Consider the following 18,045-nt stretch of genomic DNA (forward strand, 5'->3'; position numbering starts at 1 on the left):
TACTGTTATAACAATCAAGCTATAAATCTATGGAGTATCTAAATGGAGTAAACGCGTTAACTCTAATTTTCACCTCACTACTTATTTTCGCAATTGCCTACCGCTTCTACGGTATTTTCATGGCCAATAAAGTGCTTCGTTTGAACAATAAAAACGAGACACCTGCCCACGAATTTGCGGATGGACAAGACTATGTCTCGACCAATAGAAATGTTTTATTCGGTCACCATTTTGCAGCTATTGCCGCAGCAGGGCCACTCGTGGGGCCAGTACTTGCTGCACAATTTGGTTATCTACCCGGAACACTTTGGATTCTGATAGGTTGTGTATTGGCCGGAGGAGTGCACGATATGATTGTTCTATTCGCCTCGATACGTCACAAAGGGGAGAGCTTAGCTTCTATAGCCTATAAGGAAATCGGTAAAATTACGGGTACTATAACCGGAATAGCTGTTCTACTAATTCTAATCCTGACCCTAGCTGGACTTTCACTGGCCTGCATAAGCGCAATGCATGAAGCATCCTGGTCTTTATTTACGGTGATTATCACTATGCCGATAGCCATACTAATGGGGCTTATTATGCGATACCGCAAAGATTCAGTAACATTAGCTAGTGTCATAGGTGGGGTATTATTGATTATCGGTATAATTGGGGGGCACCATCTCATGGAATATGAACAGATAAGCAATTTATTCCATTGGAATATTGGGACTATCTCGATCGCTATCACGGTATACGGTTTTCTAGCTTCGGTACTCCCAATGTGGCTGCTATTGGTTCCAAGGGACTATCTGTCTACCTATCTCAAAATCGGCACAATACTAATGCTAGCAGTAGGTATTATATTTGTACAGCCTACCTTACAGATGCCAGCTTTCACAGAATTCGTATTTGGAGGTGGACCGGTAATCGGGGGACCTGTATTGCCATTTATATTTATTGTTATCGCCTGTGGCGCTATCTCAGGCTTCCACGCGGTGATAGCTACTGGGACGACTCCGAAAATGCTTGCAAATGAACGGGAGATTTTGTTTGTTGGATATGGAGCTATGCTCGTGGAGGGCTTTGTCGCACTGATGGCATTAATCGCGGCATGTACGCTGATGCCGGGAGATTACTTTGCGATTAATACTCCGGTAGCCGCTTATGATGCTTTTATAGCAAAACACCCGGAACTGGTCGCTGTAGACTTAAATCATTTTATAGAAAGAATTGGCATAGACTTGCATGGAAGGACGGGAGGAGCAGTATCTCTGGCGGTAGGTATGGCGCATATCTTTGATAATATTCCTTTTATGGATGATGTGATGGCCTACTGGTATAATTTCGCAATAATGTTTGAAGCCGTCTTTATACTGACAGCTATTGATGCTGGGACCAGAGTAGGACGTTTTTTTCTACAGGAGATGATGGGAAATGTTATTCCTAAATTCAAAGATAAAAATTGGCTTCCGGGGATATTGATAAGTAGCTTTCTATTTACTTTCTCGTGGGGCTACCTTGTTTACACGGGGAATGTAAGCAGCATTTGGCCGCTGTTTGGTATCAGTAATCAGCTATTAGCGGCCTGTGGGCTCATTGTATGCACAACTATGCTCATCCGTATGGACCGTGGAAAATATGCACTATGTACGGCCATACCAGGAATATTTATGGCCATTATTACGTTCTGGGCAGGATATGAGCAAGTGATAAATGTTTATCTTCCCAATAAACAGCTATTATTGGCTGCGCTTGCTGTCTTTGCCATGATCCTGATGTTAATCGTCTTTGTTGGTGCGTTTTCTAAGTGGTATAAACTGATCCAAAAGAAAGCGATATACACGGATTTCTACGGAGAGCAGGTAAAGGAAATCGTAGAACGGTAGAATAAAGGAAAAGCCCAATAATATCGCACGTTATTATTGGGCTAAGGAAGTATATTGTAATTATAAGTGATTAATAAAATATTTTTTACAATCTAATACTTAATAATCAAAGTGCATGCCAAAATCTCAAAGAGAAAAGAGCATGATATTGTAATACAGCAAAATACACTATTTTTGTAGAGATTAATCTACAAAAACAGGTGCCGACAACTATTACAAATCCGAATAAGCAGGAAAAGCAGGATCTACAATCCGCTTCCATTCTGGGTTCTTCTTGATATAGGCAAATACGTAGGGACAGTAAGGCATCAGCTTCCGCCCGTCCTGCTCGATGAACAGGAGGGTCTTCTCTACGACTGCTGCTGCAGCTCCAGTACCTTTAAGCTCCGGAGCTGCTTCAGTATGTATCAACGCAATACGACTCCTAGTCTCCTTAAAATCTATAAATGCCAAATGACCGTTGACATTTATCTCAAAACGATGATCTAAATCATTTTTAACCAGCGGAATATCTATTAGCTCTTCTCTCATATCTATCACTTCTCTATTTTAATTCTGATTCAAACCTACATAAATTCGCTTTTACAGGCAATATATAATTGCATCGTAATATAAAAGCGAATTTAATAGCTCTCCTCATCCCATTTAATTTCTTTTACAGAGGAAATATAACCTTGTCTCGTTTCCTAAAAACTAATATAGATTAAGAAATAAGCCATAGATTATTTCTTACCTATGCGGTACAGCTTTCCATTGTCTGTTACGGCATACAACGCTTCGTCTTTCCCCTGTACAATATCTCTAAAACGCTGACCTTCTTTATCTAACAGTCTCTCTTCGCCCACGACTTTATTATTAGCAATGACGAGACGGGCAATATGCATACTGCTAAGCCCAGTGACGAATACATTGTTTTTCCATTCTGGAATCGCTGAGCCGGTATAAAAAGTAATGCCTGAAGGAGACAAAACAGGATCCCAATAATAGACAGGTTGCTCCATTCCTTCTTTTTGCTGGATAGGAGGGATACCGATTTCTTTACCAGAGTACTCTATACCATAGGTAATAATGGGCCACCCGTAGTTTTTGCCAGGTAATACTCGGTTAAGCTCATCGCCACCACGAGGCCCAAACTCGGTCTCCCATAAATCACCAGTCTCTGGATGAAGCGCTATACCCTGCACATTACGATGTCCATAAGAATAGATTTCAGGAAGGGCTTCTGGATTGCCCTCGAATGGATTACCCGTTACAGGCTTACCATCGGTAGTAATACGTAATATCTTACCAAGACCAGTTTTTAAATCCTGAGCCAACGGTCTAGTAGCTAACTCGGAACGTTCGCCGGTGCTCACAAAAAGGTTACCATTTTTATCGAAGATAATACGTCCCCCAAAATGTAGGTTCCCATCAAATACAGGACCTGCTCGATAGATAACAACGGGATTTTCTATAGTCTTCTGGTTGTCCGCAAGGCGTCCCTTTGCTACAGCAGTTTGATTGCCCCCTGAAGAGCGTTCAGAAAACACCCAATATACCATTCTATTGGCACTAAACTGAGGATCCAATGTAAGCCCCAGTAAACCGCCTTGTCCATCAGTATCTACTTTTGGAATCCCAGTAATGGCCTCACTGACCTTCCCCTCACTGTCGACAATACGCATTGTTCCTTCTTTCTCGGTAACGAGGAAACGGCCGTCAGGTAATACGGTAATACCCCAAGGGGACTTTAAGCCATCAGCTAGAACTTTGCCTTCGAATGCGGTAGTAGTCTTAACACCTGCAATACGTGTCTGCCCCTCAAAAGCAGGTTTGTAATCGGTATTGCCTTTTTTTGTCTCTACAGGAGCTAACGTACTATCAGCAGAATCTCCTTGGGTAGTAGCAGCACCATTATTACAAGCCGTCCCCAACAAAGTGGAAGACAATAGCGCTAGGGAAAGAATATTTTTCATATTTAAATTATTTGTTTTTTTACTTTAAAACAATGGCCTCTTTGTGTGAAAGCAATTGCTTGTAGGTGAATGTATCTGAATCTGCGAGCAAACTTTTGTGATGAGGAGCCGGCACCAATACCTTTACTTCTTTTCTATCCGTAGGAACAAAGCAGAGAATACCCTCTGTTTCCGATTTCTCATTGACAAGCATCGTGTATTTTTCGACCGGTTGGTCCAACTTATTCGCCTGTTTCAAGCTATTCAATATTATACTCAACATACTTCGTTCCTATTAATTGGATATATTATAACAAAAAAAAGTAAAAATCGTTTTGTCACGCTTATCCTTTCTCTTCATGGAATACAAGAATAGGGATAGCAGAATGAAAGGCAAACTTATTTGAAAGGCTTGAATTAATCAATCTATCGAAGAAATTTCGATTGCGCTTCACAATTGCCAAGACATCGATGTGATTTTCTTCCAAGAAGCTATTGATAGTACTTTCTACACTCTCTTTTTTCTCTAAGAAAACAAAATCCAATCCCTTGCCCTGAAACTTCTTTCCCCAGTCTTCTCCATACAGTAACGCTTTAGCAGGATTGCTGGAGTCATCCATGACATGCGTACAATAAACTTCTGCGTTCACTAAACCAGCCATATGGACAACCTCTTCCAATGCAGCCAAATCTTTCTCGCGGAATAGGGTTGTAAAAGCTACTTTCTTGATAGGAGCGTACTTCGCTTGGGCCGGTATAGCTAAGACAGGCTGTTGTATATTCTGTATTACTGCGACGGTATTGGTACCAATAAACTTTTCGGTAAAGCCGGATGCTCCATATGTGCCCATAACAACCAAACGTACGTCTTCCGCTTTCACAACTTTACGCACACTGGAAACTACGGTTCCCTCTTCAAAAAGAAAGACAAGCTTTTCATAATCTAACCCATTTTTCTCTGCCAGCTCACGCAACGCAGGAGCCTGCTTTTTAAAATATTCAAACTTCGATAGCTCGACCTGCTGATAGACATCCGCCAGCATTTCGGGTTGCCCCGCATGGGTAGCCGACAGAATAGGGGTTACATAAGAATAAAGTACTAGCAATTTGGTATCGAGTTGATTCGCTAGGTGTAAGGCATACAAAAAAGCATTGTTTGCAGCCTCTGAAAAATCTGTTGGAAAAAGTATATGTTTCATGGTGACAACTATTTGAGTATATAATGATTAGCTTAAAAGCAAATGTGCAATAAGCTTAATTATCTATCTTTTTGCTGCTTAAATATAATAACGACATTAAACAGTTTTAAATTATTATCAATAACTTTAAACTACAAGACCCAAAATATGGTTTGGATTTTGACCCTTTTATTTTAATTAAAATTAAGCAAAAAGAAGCAAAGACTCAAGCTAAAAAGTAAATCAAACAATTAATCAAATAAAGCTGTAGCGTTTATATTTCTTTTCCGTTCTTATTATAGAAAATGAGAGATTTATTCGTAAAATAAAGGCTTGATGATTAGTATTACTGAGGATAAAATACATAATTTAGATAAGTGAAAAGCATATAAGCCTTACGTGAATATATTGCCAAAATACTTCAAGAAGAGAGATTCTTTGACTCTAAAGTCCGCTTTGGAGGAATGTGTATTGGCCGATAGCGAGCGCAGCAAATCTTACATCTATAAAAAATTTTATGGTTACCTGATGGCAGTAGCGCTCCGTTATGTAAAGGATGAAATGGAAGCGGAAGATGTCGTAAATGAGTCTTTTGTGAAGGTATTCCGAAAGATAGGCGATTTTTCATTCGAGGAAGATGAATTTGTAATAGAGAAGACGTTTAAGGCGTGGATGGCACGTATCACGGTAAACACCTCGATAGATAAAATAAGAGCAAAGAAAGAGACATACGCATTAGACGATGTACACGATGGCGAGCTTGTACAGCACGCAGTAAGTTCATCAACGAGACTGGAAGAAAATGACATTCTACAACTACTCTATGAACTCCCTGAAATCCAGCGATCCATCTTTAACCTGTACGAAATAGAAGGCTATTCACATGAAGAAATCGGACAATTACTAAATATTCCAGAAAGCACTTCGCGAACGTATCTGACCAGAGCGAAGGCAAGATTACGAAAATTATATACAGACCAGTTTTCTGTATTAGATAATATAAATCATTCTTAAATAGATTCAGAATGAAAAGTGAGAAAGAAATAATTGATGATATTATATCCCGTATCAAGGAGCAGCCAGATAGGGGATACAGAGAAGGGGCTTGGGAGAATTTCAAGCGCCAGAACCCTGGGACTACCGGAAGGACTAGACCTATGGCACGCTGGATTTCAGCAGCGGCTGCACTATTATTGGTGGGTATGGGGACTCTGTACTATGTCAAAAACTCGGTTATTCTACCCACCTCCGATACAAATGTGAATGCTGTAGTAGAACATAAATCTACTCCTAAAGAGGCCTCTGCTCCAGGCCAGTCACAAATTGAAACTACAACTGCCATACCGCAGAATAATACGGTAAACAATCCTTTAGATAGAACGTCTGCTATGGGCAACAACGCTATCCTAGCAGACCGTAACAACTATGCGCAAAGTCAAGGTGTAAAACCATCACTAAGCCTACCACTCATGGTTGAGACATTGACCCCAATGGACAATCAAATCGAAACCGCTTCGGGAAATACACTCAGAGAGGCTTTGGTAATGCCTAGATATGCTTCTATAGACATCAAGAAACCCCAAAGCGCACCCTCTATACCGGAGAATCTGATACTTGCCGCTAAATCTATCCCTACATCCGAATTAAACCTCAAGGAGGTAGAAACAAGAAACCAGAATAAGCAAGTACGTTTTGGAGATAAGTTTGACCTCGCTCTATTTGTATCACCACAGTCTACCGGTCAAAAGACCAATGTAGGAGGAGGACTCACTCTGGCCTACAACCTGACGAACAAGATAAGCGTGCGTACAGGCGCTTCATATAACTCCTATGAAGTAGGGATGATGAAGAACCCGATAGAACCTAGTAGCTCGGAAACTGTTGTTGTGAGCCAAAATCACAGCAATGCACCTACAATAGGAAAAATGATGAATGGCTACAGTTCTCCAGAAAACAACAGAATGATACTCCCGAATGTCAATGCAGTAACAAGCATAGTGCAATCTGTAGACATCCCATTGGAGGTAAAATATAACGTAGGGAAATCAGTATATGCGGTAGCAGGAGTTTCCTATTCGGCTATACTAGGACAGGAAAGAAATGCCCATTATGTAGACAATGTGAATGTAGAGACATTTTCACAGGGTTTTCCAGAGAATGAGAGTCAAATGAAAAGTGCTGTTAAAGCAGTAAACAGAACTGTGAAATCTGCCGAGGAAAATGTATCTACTAATGGCTTCAATGGCTTTGTTAACTTCTCAATTGGTAAGAAGGTGAAAGTGAACAATCGCTTTGGGGTATCGGTAGAGCCTTACTTCAAGATACCAGTAGGTCAATACCGTAGAGCAGATATGGACTATACCAATGGTGGAATACGCGTCATGACAAATTTCTAAACACAAATAGGAACTAAAGCAGATCAACACGAACCCAGCCCATTCCCGCAGCAATGGCACCGGTAACTCCTGGATCTCCATCTTCAAAGACAAAACAGTCTTCGGGAGGAATGTTTAGCAACTGGGCACAAAGCAAGAATGGCTCTGGCGAAGGTTTTCCATGTTCGGTATCTCCTGCGCATACGAGAACTTCGTATTTTCCGGTCACACCAATGACATCGAGGGTAATATTTAATGTGGAGCGAGTACCACCAGAGACAACACCTATCTTTTTAACTCCAACATTATCAAGCAACACCTGCCTCACAAAACTGATGGGCTGGGTATCATTAATGTATTTTTCAATGAATACAGTCGATTTCCGCTTTGAAAACTGCTGTAAATCAAACTCGACCTGATAACGTTTGGTTATCTCCTCGGCAACAGCAACAGTCGGCCAACCAGCCGTCTCGTCGATTAGGACATCGTTCAGTTGAACACCATACTCGGCAGCAGTCTCGACATAAGCAGCTTTATGTGCCCATATATTGTTTGCCAATGTACCGTCTACATCGAAAAGCAATGCCTTAGCAGTACTCGATAGTTCCATCAAGCGCTTGTATTTTTCCAGTTCTAGTTCGTTCATATTCGGAATGATCTACTATAAAAAATCTCCGTTTGAAATAACTCCCTACTACAGGGACAATTACTATCAAACGGAGATAAGATGAACAGCTACATCAATAGCCTATATTCGATTATTTTTTTAAGCTCTTTCTGCGTTTCTTTTCTTTGATAATCAAACTCAACTCACGTCCAGTCTGTCCTGCAGCAGAGCTATTCTCTTGTGCTCGACGGAAAAGGTAAGGCATTACAGATTTTACGGGGCCATAGGGCATATACTTTGCTACGTTGTAATTTGCCGCTCCAAGATTGAACGAAAGATTGTCTGACATCCCTAACAGCTGAGCAAAGAATACATGTGGATGGTTGTGGGGGATATTGCGCTTATCCATCTCACTCGCCAACAACATGCTACTTGCATCATTGTGCGTGCCAGCCATTAACCCAATTCGCTCAACGTTGTCCATACAGAACATTATAGCATTGTTGTAGTCAGTGTCGCTCGATTGTTTGGTAGGTTGTATAGGAGATGGGTATCCTTTTTCAGCAGCACGCTCACGCTCAATCTCCATATAGGCTCCACGAACAATTTTAGCGCCTAGGAAAAAGTTCTGAACTTCGGCATAAGCAAAGTCAGCTTTCAAAGAAGCTAGCTTGTCGTGTCTGTACAATTGATAGGTATTGTATACAATAGGTTTTTGCTTATTGTATTTTTCCATCATCTCCCGCGCGATATCATCTATCGTATCTTGTATCCAAGAATGCTCAGCATCGATCAACACTCTGATATCAGCATCGTAGCATGCTTTACAAATACGGTCGCAACGGTCCATAAGACGTGCAAACTCTTGTTTCTCTTCAGCTGTCAATTCTTGTTTGGCATCGACTTTTGCTAATAAATCGAAACGTCCAACTCCTGTCGGCTTGAATACACAGAAGGAGATAAGCTTATTCGTTCTGGCAAATGCTACCGTAGACAATACTTCATTGCAACATGCATCAAAACTCTCTTCGGACTCTTCGCCCTCTACAGAATAATCTAATATGGTCGTCACATTACCTTTACCCAACTCTTCAATTGCCTTAGTACATCCTTGAATAGTCTCGCCTCCACAGAACTGCTTGTAAATGGTATTGCGGATTATTCCCTGGATAGGAAGACCTATATTTAAAGAAAAGTTCGTTATTGGAGTACCTATCTTAATCAGCGCATTGGATGCGACCATTTTGAATAACCAATACGCCCGCTCTAGGTCTTTGTCGGACTTGTTGCGAAACGCTATCTCAGTGTTATCAAAGTTTAATGTCGAAGAACTTTCTGTTGCTGTCATTTTGTATTAATTTTTCGGGACAAAAGTAAGTAATTAATGATTACTTTTCTGGGAAAAAGATTATTTTACGCAAGATTAACTTACTTTTGTATATGCAAACATTCACACTAGAAGGAGAGTTTATTCCGATGATACAATTATTAAAAGCACTCAATTGGGTCGAACATGGTGGTATGGCCCAACGAGTGGTAGAAGATGGGCTCGTAATGTACAATGGTGCTGTCGATTTGAGAAAAAGGTTGAAAGTGCGAAAAGGAGATACAGTAGAGTTTGACGGACAAAAGGTCAAAATCGTATAAAATAAGTATATTTACTTCCTCATAAAAAGAACATGCAAACAATCAATAGTTTAGGGTATAATGTATATTTTGACGATTCGTTAAAGTCATTAGAGTCATTTATTGCCGAAAGGGCATACTCACAGATTCTTGTCTTCGTAGATAGGAATACCAACGACCACTGCCTACCTGTATTACAGGCGGCACTACCGAATCTAGTGGACTATGATATCATCGAAGTAGACCCTGGAGAGGAGAATAAGAACATTGATTTTTGTATCGGTGTCTGGAAAACGATGCTGGACTTTGGAGCAGATCGAAAGGCATTGATGATAAACCTAGGTGGAGGAGTGGTGACTGATATGGGTGGATTTGCTGCATCAACCTATAAAAGAGGAATCGATTTCGTACAGATTCCGACAACCTTACTATCACAAGTAGATGCCTCTGTAGGCGGCAAAACAGGGATAGACTTGGATAATGTGAAAAATATTATCGGCACCTTCACCCAACCCCAGGCTGTATTTATCAGCTCCGCGTTTTTGGATACATTGGACCAAAGGCAATTGACTTCTGGATTTGCCGAAATCATAAAGCATGGCTTGATTCAGGACAAAGATCTATATGATACCTGTAAGCAAATCGATGCCGCAAACGTGAGTACGGAGATTGTATACCGCTCGGTAGAGATAAAAAACAACGTAATCCTAAGCGATCCAACAGAACAGGGCTTGCGCAAAATATTGAACTTTGGGCACACGATCGGGCATGCTATCGAAGGGTATTCCTTGTTACACGATTCGAACCCACTATTGCATGGAGAAGCCATAGCTATAGGAATGATTTGTGAAGCTTGGTTGTCGCACAAACATACGGGACTTTCTGAAGTGGAACTACAGGATATAACTACTACATTTCTATCACGATACAATCGCCATGGATATACTCCAAATCAGTATGAGGAATTTTTGGAGTTAATGAAAAATGACAAAAAGAATGAGGATGGTAAAATCGGTTTTGCTCTTCTAGAACGCATAGGAAGCGCGGTATATAATATTTATGTATCAGAAGAAGACATCAAGGAAGCTCTAGATTACTACCTGAAAGCAAGCAACTAAGGGGTGAACAAAACGAAGACCATCAGGGTAGCTTTAGCTATTATAACTAACGACCAAAATGATATTTTGGTCGTTAGAAAAAAAGACGGTCTTTACTTTGCGTTACCTGGAGGGAAAATTGAAGCTACGGAAACAACTAACGAAGCACTGAGACGCGAACTGAAAGAGGAGCTGAACCTGTCTTTCGATGTGACTGACTTTACTTTCTTGGGAAACCATACAACCACAGCGGCAAATGAAGTGGACACAATGGTAGAAGGTCATATATTCCTACTAAACAAGAATCTAACGCTAACCCTGTCAGGATACGCAGAGATAGAAGAGGTAGTCTGGCTATCCAAGACGAATTACACAAACTACCGACTTGCGCATCTCTTTACAGAGTTTGCATTACCCAAATGGTTAGCTGAAAAACTCTAGCGTCTAATGCTCCAAGGGGCTATTCACCAAGTCTACCGCTTCTTCTAAAATCTGCTTCCTTTTTTCTTGGTTAATCTCTATCATCTGAAGAAATTTGGGATTCCGAACGACATCTTTAACCAAAATACACTGTGCTTTCAATAACCGGGCTTTGTCCTGCGCACCTAAAGAGGTCAAACACGTGATGGGATACTGCCCATTATTATCTACTCTTGCTTTTAAACTAGCCTCTCTTGGATAGTCCCAAGCTAACAGATTCATCTTATGATATTCACCAAACTTGATAGAATCTGTCGTGAGATAAGCGTTTGTGACGAGCCATCCGGCTGAAACTTTTAAGGTCTTATCAAAAAAGGTATATTTTATATCCGATATATCGACAACCCGGGACATGAAGTACATCGGTGTAGTAACGGATATCTTGGCATCCACATCATTTCTAAATTTACACTCGATTGCAAGTAGCTCTTGTCCTTTGGTAGCTACTACATCTATCTCATGAGTCACGGCATGGCCCTGTATAATCTGTCCTGTAACGGCCTTGTATCCGTCTTCCTGAAACATACGAGCCACCCATTTTTCGAAATAGAACCCTTCGGGCCCCAGATCCCGCAATGCTTTTTTGAGGCTATATCTTGCAGCGTAGGTATCCCGACAGGACTTAAGGTATTCGAAGGCGAGTTCGTACAATTCCCGTGTAGAAATACCATCATAAAGTTTGTCTTTGATACGCTCGAAGACTCCATCAACCTCGTCTGGAGAGGCTCCCGACCGGGATAAAGAGTGTCTTAAACTGTCTGGTCTAAAGGGGACTAATTCTCCGGAATGTTTCTTTACCTGCATGGTCTATTTCGCTATTTAATATTACTCCTCAAGATACATATAATCACATTTATTGAAAAACATAATCTGAAATAAGTTGTTATATAACTGTAACTAAAACATCAACAATATGCTATTGAACTACGCCTTAGAAAAAATAAAAAAGAAAGTGGACGAAGATTGTATCGATGGGAATGTAGGAACCTCTGAACGAATACTGTCAGTTGTAGCTGGTGGACTGATATTGGGAATAGGTATAAAGCAACTCATAAAACGTCCAATGACGGCATTGACAGGAGTGACCCTCGGCGGCGCTTTGGTATACCGGGGAATAACGGGACACTGTAGCATCAAAGCAGGCCTTGATAAAATGACTAAAAAAGAAGACGAAGTAACTGTAATCGAACATCGCTACTTTGTAAAACAATAGTGCTGACGGGATTGATTTTCTACCTAGAAACTGCCACTCCATGAGGTCTTTTTTTATCTTTGAAGAATGACAAAACGAAGTAAGATAGTCGTCTTAACGGGGGCCGGCATCTCAGCCGAAAGTGGACTACAGACATTCAGGGGAAATGATGGTCTATGGGAGGGACACCGCATTGAAGATGTGGCGACACCAGATGCATGGCGTCGAAGCCCAGAAATGGTACAGCGTTTTTATAATGAGCGACGGAAAAAATGTATTCTAGCAGCACCTAATCCGGCACACATCGCGCTGGTTGAGCTAGAACAATACGCCGATGTATGGATTGTCACACAGAATATAGATGACCTCCACGAACGTGCAGGCAGTAAAAATATCATACACCTACATGGTGAAATCAGAAAATCTCAGTCTTCGCTGGACCCAACAATGGTATATCCGATAACAGGGGATGTGATTGGAATGGAGGAAACCTGCGAATTTGGTTCACCGTTGAGACCGCACGTTGTATGGTTTGGAGAGGCTGTACCTAATATGGATAAAGCCATTCGTCTAGTTAAGGATGCAGATTTTCTATTGGTAATTGGTACCTCGTTACAGGTATACCCGGCAGCAAACTTAGTATACGAGACATCGCGGGAATGTGAGATAGTGGTAGTAGACCCGAATATACCTCAGCTAAATATAGGGAGCAATACAATACAACTGTGTGAAGAGAAGGCTTCAATAGCCCTACCAAATATGGTGGCCAATTTTGGCGAGCATAATACATTTAAAAAATAAAAATAGGAGAGCTTATGAAAAGTTCTCCTATTTTATTTAATAGTATCTATTATAGGTATCGTTAAATCCAGTCCGCATGCTGGTAAAAGACTGTAGCACCTGGTTGATAAACTGCTCATCTAGAATCTCGAAGACTCCATTGACTCCATTCAATACATCTGATTCTGCAATCTTATACGATTGTTCAAGATTCCCCTGCTCAAACTTGATAATGAACTTTTGATTCATCCCAAAAATAGTAATCTTACAATCTGAATGCGGCAATTCTGCTAAAACCCTCATTTAATCTTGATTTAATTAGAAGGCACAAAGTAAACAAAATCTTACCAATTGTATAATTAATGGAGTAAGAATATCATCATAATACGCCCTGAGACTTCATCGCTTCGGCAACTTTGATAAAACCACCGATATTTGCCCCTTTGAGATAGTTGATATATCCACCTTCTTCTTTTCCATAGCGCACACAGGTCTTATGAATGTTCTCCATAATAGTCTTTAACCGACCATCTACTTTACTGGCAGACCACTGCTGTCCAATAGAATTTTGGGACATTTCTAAACCAGATACAGCCACACCACCTGCATTCGCAGCTTTGCCCGGCCCAAAAAACACTTTAGCTTTTAGAAAAACTTTCACAGCCTCAGCAGTCGAAGGCATATTGGCACCTTCAGCAACACATTTGCAACCATTTTTTATCAGTTTCTTCGCATCTGCTTCATTGAGTTCATTTTCCGTTGCACAGGGTAGTGCGATATCACATTTAAACTGCCACGGCTTCTCACCGGGATGAAAAGTTGCTGTTTTGTATTTTTTGGTAAACTTATTCAAATCACGTCCTAGTGTATTGATAAACGACAACTTCTCTAAAGTAAGTCCTTCTTTGTCATACAATGTGCCCGAGCTGTTCGATATTGTAATTACCCTAGCACCCAATGAAATAGCTTTTTCTGCTGCAAAATAAGCGACATTGCCTGCTCCTGAAATTGCAACAGTTTTGCCTTCCAGGTTTTCATTGATCGAATCGTAGATACACCCTACAAAATACAAAAGGCCGTAGCCTGTAGCCTCTGGCCTGATGTAAGAACCTCCCCAATTGACACCTTTGCCAGTAAGTACACCAGTGAAATTATTCTGAATACGCTTGTATTGACCAAATAGATAGCCAATCTCTCGGCCTCCAACGCCAATATCTCCGGCAGGAACATCAGTATCCGCACCTATATGACGATACAATTCGGTCATAAAGGCCTGACAGAAACGCATTATCTCATTGTCCGACTTTCCTTTAGGATCGAAGTCAGCACCACCTTTACCTCCGCCAATAGGTAAACTCGTCAGTGAGTTCTTAAAGACCTGCTCGAATGCCAGAAACTTTAAAACACTTAAATTCACACTAGGAGCGAAGCGGAGCCCACCTTTATAAGGACCTATAGCACTATTCATCTGAACTCTATATCCACGATTGACCTGAATCTGGTTATTATCATCCAACCAAGCTACACGAAAGGAAACAACTCGCTCAGGCTCTGTCAATCTTTCTAAAATCTTTAATCCCTCAAATTCGGGGTGAAATTCGTTAATATAGGGGATGAGGTCTTCCAAAACTTCAACCACAGCCTGTAGAAACTCGGGTTCGTTTGGATTACGCTTTTCAACGTATTTAATAAAAGTGTTAAGGTTTAGCATTTTTTTTGAAAATATTATATACAGAAGTTTCCAAATTTAACAATTCTATATAATTAAATGCAAAAAAATTAAAAAAACACAATAAAAATATCAATTCAATAGTTATCTATTAAATCAAAAGTGACCATTTAAAGAGGAGAGGGGCATTCGCTTAACTATTTGCCTTTTTGGCTGCAGCAGGATCAAAAGGCTCAATATGTACGAATACATTTGAAATTGAAGGCATATTAAGCATCAAGTAATCTTTTAATGCGTGAGCAATATCATGACCTTGCCTAACACTCAGATCAGGACTCACAACAGCATGAAGGTCAACAATATATGTCATACCTATTTTTCTCACAAAACACTTATCTGTCGCTAAAACACCGTCTACACGTAAAGACATTTCTTTAACGTCATTCACCATGTCTTCAAATAAATTCTCATCCATAATCTCGCCCAAAGCTGGTCGAAAAATATGATAACAATTGTAGAGGATAAATCCGGACGCAAAAAGAGCAGCCCAATCGTCGGCATATTCATAACCTTCACCAAGCCATAATGCTACTGAGATCCCAATAAATGCAGCTACAGAAGTAATTGCGTCACTACGATGATGCCAAGCGTCGGCTTTTAAGGATGTGCTATTTAAGGCTTTGGCACGACGGCTAACAACCTGATAACTAATTTCTTTCCATATAATAATTCCCGCTAAAACAAACAATGTCCAAGCTTCAGGCGGCTCGTGTGCAGTCCGTAGATTGATCACGCTTTGATGTGCAATAACCGTTGCAGATATTACCAGAAAAATAACGACAATAAACGTAACTAATGGTTCGATACGACCATGCCCATACGGATGTGTTTCATCTGCTGGTCGTTTGGAATATTTAATCCCAAGCAACACTAAAATTGATGAGAAAATATCTGTAGTAGATTCGATGGCATCGGCTATCAAAGCAAATGAGTTTCCGAAGAAACCTGCTAACCATTTAATTATAGCTAGACCTAAACTACCTATAATACTGAAGTATACTGTCTTTTCTGCTTTATCTGCTTTGGAGGACATGTTTTCAATGTTTATACAAAGTAAACAAATAATTCGCTCGCATAAAACTCCGATGGTATTTATTACAGCCAAATGTTAAACAAGTTAAAGATAAAAAACACATGTTGTTGATATAATTTACGTTATGTTAAATAGGTATATTGAGCAGCTGTCCTACCAATCCTACAATACGCAGAAATCCGGCTAACTTGTATTAACCGGATTTCTCTATCCTATAGCCTAACGTTCCCTCAGCTAACTATTAATCGGTCAATGTAGTCAGGTCTACAACAGGTTTTCTTAGCTTCATGCTCTTAATGGTTTGCTTACAAGCATCAACCATTTCTCTCGTCATGCTGTATGTATACTTTCCGTAATCGTCCAAATCAAACTCTCCAATATAGAAAAATCCATATTTATCAAAGAAATCTGTTAAATCGACCTTTGATACTTCACAAGCTGTCTTTACAAAATTCAACTGATGAACAGCTGGGTTTTTCTCGCCCCGCATACGTTCTTGAGCCCAGTTCGTGCTTTTTACCTGATTGGAATTACTCTTTTTATTGGCTTGATTACGAAATGCTTCAAACAAATCTGGATAGAAATCTGGATTCTTTCCAGCGCCTTCGAAATACAACTGAAGTTGCCAGAACGGAACCAATCTATTAAAGACGTCTGGATCCTGTAAAAAAGATATTCTACCATCAATTATCTTCTCTTTCGCGGTCTTATAGTTTCCTTGTTTTGAAATCCGTGTGGGGTTATCAAAAGACCGTGTAACATACAAGGAGAACAAGTTATTGCTCACCTCGCCCAAGCCTCCCCAGTTAAACATAGGCCGTGTCTGGTGTACATGCCCTACTTCGTGGCTAAATCCCCAACAAGGGTCGCCTTTTATAACACGGCTCGGGTCTACGACAAGATTCATCGCATAGCCTTTTTTGTCTCCCATATAAGCTACCCCATCACCGTCCCTAAACATGTAATAATTATAATTTACGCGCGAGAGAATCTTATTTTGAGGCACTTTTCCGTACTTAATCAATCCCATTATCCGATGCTGACGATAAACAAGGGAATCGTAGTTGCTAATGAGCTCCACTCCCCGCCCGTAAGCGTATTTTTTGATGGATTCAACAGGATAGGCGATTTGTATATGTTCGCCGATACCGTCCAGTATAGGAAATACAGCATTGTCTACTAACTTATTCCAATCGGCATTATCGTTCTTCTTGATATCAAAATAACCATTCGTCTTTCCTGTGATAAAATGGACTTTGATAGGTTTTTCTTCTGCCGGTGTGTCAGAGAAATAATCGATATAAGCCAAACTACCATAGTTGTTCAAATCAATGATATTAATTCCATTCTGTAGGTCAAATGTCTGCTTCTCTATCCCCCATCCTTTGGGATCCTTGGTTGGTTCTTCTGGGTTTGGTGCTTTCCGCTCCCAGTTTGGAACTACCAGTTTTACCTTCTTACCCCCTTCGATTCCCTCTACCAAAACAACATGCTTGCCCAATGGTAGATAAACACCTGTAATATTCTCATATTTACTGTAACCATTTCCAATACTGAGCTCTTTCCCTAATGTTGTTGGTGAAAGTAAAGCTTTGTATGTATTGACCTTAAAGCTATTATCATAGGTTCCTTTAAGCATCTGCAAGGCTACATCTTTGATAACGGGATCTACTATCTTATTAGCTTCCTTAGTATTAACACCTTTTTTAAGAGTCGTAGCGACAGGATCGCCAAAAAGGGACAAACTGTTCGTAATTGTCGTTAAATCGGAAATCGTCTGTGCATTCAAACCTATCGCAAATAGGTTTAGGGCTGCTGCTGCAAATAGAGTTCTTTTCATAATTAATACGTATAGTAATGCCTAAAATAAGGGATTAAACATTCAAGAAAGCGCAACAAAAAAGTGACAATATGAATATCGAGATTAGAATCTTATTGCAAACGATTGTCTAATTTTTAGGGTAAGAAAAATAAATTTGCAAATGCTCTAACAAAATTCTACATTTGGCTAATTATTATTAATAAATGACAACAATGCTTACACATCACATTCATATGCATCATCGCCAGATTGGCGATATGTAATGTTATGTGTTTCTACGTGAAGCAACTCCCCCTCGATTTCATTTTTTTATAATTAATA

At 40.2% G+C, this 18,045-nt stretch carries 19 protein-coding genes; 8 read left to right on the plus strand and 11 right to left on the minus strand.

What is annotated here, in order from left to right; genetic code table 11:
- The first annotated feature begins 29 nt into the window (after positions 1-29).
- Positions 30-1,871 carry a carbon starvation CstA family protein gene (locus CLV99_RS05290; protein WP_133583435.1) on the plus strand — a complete coding sequence of 614 codons (1,842 nt, stop codon included), beginning with the start codon at positions 30-32 and terminating at the stop codon, positions 1,869-1,871.
- Positions 1,872-2,084: 213 nt separating this feature from the next.
- Here the strand turns inward: CLV99_RS05290 and CLV99_RS05295 are convergent, their stop codons facing one another.
- The 4 genes from CLV99_RS05295 to CLV99_RS05310 form a co-directional block, all read right to left on the minus strand.
- On the minus strand, positions 2,085-2,402 hold the full coding sequence (locus CLV99_RS05295) for a GNAT family N-acetyltransferase (RefSeq protein WP_133583436.1): 318 nt from the start codon (positions 2,400-2,402) through the stop codon (positions 2,085-2,087).
- A gap of 191 nt (positions 2,403-2,593) precedes the next feature.
- On the minus strand, positions 2,594-3,826 hold the full coding sequence (locus CLV99_RS05300) for a PQQ-dependent sugar dehydrogenase (RefSeq protein WP_133583437.1): 1,233 nt from the start codon (positions 3,824-3,826) through the stop codon (positions 2,594-2,596).
- A 19-nt stretch (positions 3,827-3,845) separates the two neighbouring features.
- Complete coding sequence (locus tag CLV99_RS05305) at positions 3,846-4,088, minus strand: hypothetical protein (protein WP_133583438.1); 243 nt, start codon at positions 4,086-4,088, stop codon at positions 3,846-3,848.
- Between the two features lie 61 nt (positions 4,089-4,149).
- Positions 4,150-5,004 (minus strand): universal stress protein, encoded by an 855-nt coding sequence (locus CLV99_RS05310; protein ID WP_133583439.1) that lies wholly within the window; start codon positions 5,002-5,004, stop codon positions 4,150-4,152.
- Positions 5,005-5,382: 378 nt separating this feature from the next.
- Here CLV99_RS05310 and CLV99_RS05315 point away from each other — a divergent pair, with 378 nt between their 5' ends.
- On the plus strand, positions 5,383-5,997 hold the full coding sequence (locus CLV99_RS05315) for an RNA polymerase sigma factor (protein WP_133583440.1): 615 nt from the start codon (positions 5,383-5,385) through the stop codon (positions 5,995-5,997).
- Between the two features lie 11 nt (positions 5,998-6,008).
- Positions 6,009-7,379, plus strand: coding sequence for a hypothetical protein (locus tag CLV99_RS05320; protein ID WP_133583441.1), 1,371 nt, complete (start codon positions 6,009-6,011; stop codon positions 7,377-7,379).
- A gap of 13 nt (positions 7,380-7,392) precedes the next feature.
- On the opposite strand, the gene CLV99_RS05325 is transcribed toward CLV99_RS05320, so the two are convergent.
- Together CLV99_RS05325 and CLV99_RS05330 are read right to left on the minus strand one after the other, a co-directional pair.
- The gene (locus CLV99_RS05325; protein ID WP_133583442.1) at positions 7,393-8,004 is read right to left on the minus strand and encodes an HAD family hydrolase; all 612 of its coding nucleotides are present in this window, start codon (positions 8,002-8,004) and stop codon (positions 7,393-7,395) included.
- 112 nt (positions 8,005-8,116) lie between these two features.
- Positions 8,117-9,313 carry a proline dehydrogenase family protein gene (locus CLV99_RS05330; protein ID WP_133583443.1) on the minus strand — a complete coding sequence of 399 codons (1,197 nt, stop codon included), beginning with the start codon at positions 9,311-9,313 and terminating at the stop codon, positions 8,117-8,119.
- A 92-nt stretch (positions 9,314-9,405) separates the two neighbouring features.
- Between CLV99_RS05330 and CLV99_RS05335 the strand changes: the two genes are divergently transcribed.
- Genes CLV99_RS05335 through CLV99_RS05345 form a run of 3 tightly spaced genes read left to right on the plus strand, consistent with a single transcriptional unit; the run spans position 9,406 to position 11,129 of the window.
- Positions 9,406-9,612 (plus strand): RNA-binding S4 domain-containing protein, encoded by a 207-nt coding sequence (locus CLV99_RS05335; RefSeq protein WP_133583444.1) that lies wholly within the window; start codon positions 9,406-9,408, stop codon positions 9,610-9,612.
- Between the two features lie 32 nt (positions 9,613-9,644).
- Complete coding sequence (gene aroB / locus CLV99_RS05340) at positions 9,645-10,709, plus strand: 3-dehydroquinate synthase (protein ID WP_133583445.1); 1,065 nt, start codon at positions 9,645-9,647, stop codon at positions 10,707-10,709.
- 3 nt (positions 10,710-10,712) lie between these two features.
- Positions 10,713-11,129, plus strand: coding sequence for an NUDIX hydrolase (locus CLV99_RS05345; protein ID WP_211348421.1), 417 nt, complete (start codon positions 10,713-10,715; stop codon positions 11,127-11,129).
- Positions 11,130-11,132: 3 nt separating this feature from the next.
- On the opposite strand, the gene CLV99_RS05350 is transcribed toward CLV99_RS05345, so the two are convergent.
- A complete protein-coding gene (locus CLV99_RS05350; protein WP_133583446.1) occupies positions 11,133-11,972 on the minus strand; it encodes an ATP cone domain-containing protein in 840 nt (279 codons plus the stop codon).
- A 109-nt stretch (positions 11,973-12,081) separates the two neighbouring features.
- Here CLV99_RS05350 and CLV99_RS05355 point away from each other — a divergent pair, with 109 nt between their 5' ends.
- Both CLV99_RS05355 and CLV99_RS05360 read left to right on the plus strand, forming a co-directional pair.
- Positions 12,082-12,381 carry a YgaP family membrane protein gene (locus CLV99_RS05355; RefSeq protein WP_133583447.1) on the plus strand — a complete coding sequence of 100 codons (300 nt, stop codon included), beginning with the start codon at positions 12,082-12,084 and terminating at the stop codon, positions 12,379-12,381.
- Between the two features lie 66 nt (positions 12,382-12,447).
- Positions 12,448-13,161 (plus strand): SIR2 family NAD-dependent protein deacylase, encoded by a 714-nt coding sequence (locus CLV99_RS05360; RefSeq protein ID WP_133583448.1) that lies wholly within the window; start codon positions 12,448-12,450, stop codon positions 13,159-13,161.
- 36 nt (positions 13,162-13,197) lie between these two features.
- On the opposite strand, the gene CLV99_RS05365 is transcribed toward CLV99_RS05360, so the two are convergent.
- The 4 genes from CLV99_RS05365 to CLV99_RS05380 all read right to left on the minus strand — a co-directional run bounded on the left by CLV99_RS05365 (position 13,198) and on the right by CLV99_RS05380 (position 17,742).
- On the minus strand, positions 13,198-13,443 hold the full coding sequence (locus tag CLV99_RS05365; protein WP_133583449.1) for a hypothetical protein: 246 nt from the start codon (positions 13,441-13,443) through the stop codon (positions 13,198-13,200).
- A 76-nt stretch (positions 13,444-13,519) separates the two neighbouring features.
- Positions 13,520-14,851 (minus strand): NADP-specific glutamate dehydrogenase, encoded by a 1,332-nt coding sequence (gene gdhA, locus CLV99_RS05370; RefSeq protein ID WP_133583450.1) that lies wholly within the window; start codon positions 14,849-14,851, stop codon positions 13,520-13,522.
- A 151-nt stretch (positions 14,852-15,002) separates the two neighbouring features.
- On the minus strand, positions 15,003-15,902 hold the full coding sequence (locus CLV99_RS05375) for a cation diffusion facilitator family transporter (RefSeq protein WP_133583451.1): 900 nt from the start codon (positions 15,900-15,902) through the stop codon (positions 15,003-15,005).
- A 241-nt stretch (positions 15,903-16,143) separates the two neighbouring features.
- Positions 16,144-17,742: a M60 family metallopeptidase gene (locus tag CLV99_RS05380; protein WP_133583452.1), complete on the minus strand. Its 1,599-nt coding sequence runs from the start codon at positions 17,740-17,742 to the stop codon at positions 16,144-16,146.
- Positions 17,743-18,045: the final 303 nt, after the last annotated feature.

The sequence above is a fragment of the Sphingobacterium yanglingense genome (assembly GCF_004363245.1).
Taxonomy (GTDB): Bacteria; Bacteroidota; Bacteroidia; order Sphingobacteriales; family Sphingobacteriaceae; genus Sphingobacterium; species Sphingobacterium yanglingense.

Excerpts from the sequence above, each read along its gene's own strand:
- CLV99_RS05290 (WP_133583435.1), top strand. The coding sequence starts at position 30 with ATGGAGTATCTAAATGGAGTAAACGCGTTAACTCTAATTTTCACCTCA.
- CLV99_RS05295 (WP_133583436.1), bottom strand. The coding sequence starts at position 2,402 with ATGAGAGAAGAGCTAATAGATATTCCGCTGGTTAAAAATGATTTAGAT.
- CLV99_RS05300 (WP_133583437.1), bottom strand. The coding sequence starts at position 3,826 with ATGAAAAATATTCTTTCCCTAGCGCTATTGTCTTCCACTTTGTTGGGG.
- CLV99_RS05305 (WP_133583438.1), bottom strand. The coding sequence starts at position 4,088 with ATGTTGAGTATAATATTGAATAGCTTGAAACAGGCGAATAAGTTGGAC.
- CLV99_RS05310 (WP_133583439.1), bottom strand. The coding sequence starts at position 5,004 with ATGAAACATATACTTTTTCCAACAGATTTTTCAGAGGCTGCAAACAAT.
- CLV99_RS05320 (WP_133583441.1), top strand. The coding sequence starts at position 6,009 with ATGAAAAGTGAGAAAGAAATAATTGATGATATTATATCCCGTATCAAG.
- CLV99_RS05325 (WP_133583442.1), bottom strand. The coding sequence starts at position 8,004 with ATGAACGAACTAGAACTGGAAAAATACAAGCGCTTGATGGAACTATCG.
- CLV99_RS05330 (WP_133583443.1), bottom strand. The coding sequence starts at position 9,313 with ATGACAGCAACAGAAAGTTCTTCGACATTAAACTTTGATAACACTGAG.
- CLV99_RS05335 (WP_133583444.1), top strand. The coding sequence starts at position 9,406 with ATGCAAACATTCACACTAGAAGGAGAGTTTATTCCGATGATACAATTA.
- aroB (WP_133583445.1), top strand. The coding sequence starts at position 9,645 with ATGCAAACAATCAATAGTTTAGGGTATAATGTATATTTTGACGATTCG.
- CLV99_RS05350 (WP_133583446.1), bottom strand. The coding sequence starts at position 11,972 with ATGCAGGTAAAGAAACATTCCGGAGAATTAGTCCCCTTTAGACCAGAC.
- CLV99_RS05355 (WP_133583447.1), top strand. The coding sequence starts at position 12,082 with ATGCTATTGAACTACGCCTTAGAAAAAATAAAAAAGAAAGTGGACGAA.
- CLV99_RS05360 (WP_133583448.1), top strand. The coding sequence starts at position 12,448 with ATGACAAAACGAAGTAAGATAGTCGTCTTAACGGGGGCCGGCATCTCA.
- CLV99_RS05365 (WP_133583449.1), bottom strand. The coding sequence starts at position 13,443 with ATGAGGGTTTTAGCAGAATTGCCGCATTCAGATTGTAAGATTACTATT.
- gdhA (WP_133583450.1), bottom strand. The coding sequence starts at position 14,851 with ATGCTAAACCTTAACACTTTTATTAAATACGTTGAAAAGCGTAATCCA.
- CLV99_RS05375 (WP_133583451.1), bottom strand. The coding sequence starts at position 15,902 with ATGTCCTCCAAAGCAGATAAAGCAGAAAAGACAGTATACTTCAGTATT.
- CLV99_RS05380 (WP_133583452.1), bottom strand. The coding sequence starts at position 17,742 with ATGAAAAGAACTCTATTTGCAGCAGCAGCCCTAAACCTATTTGCGATA.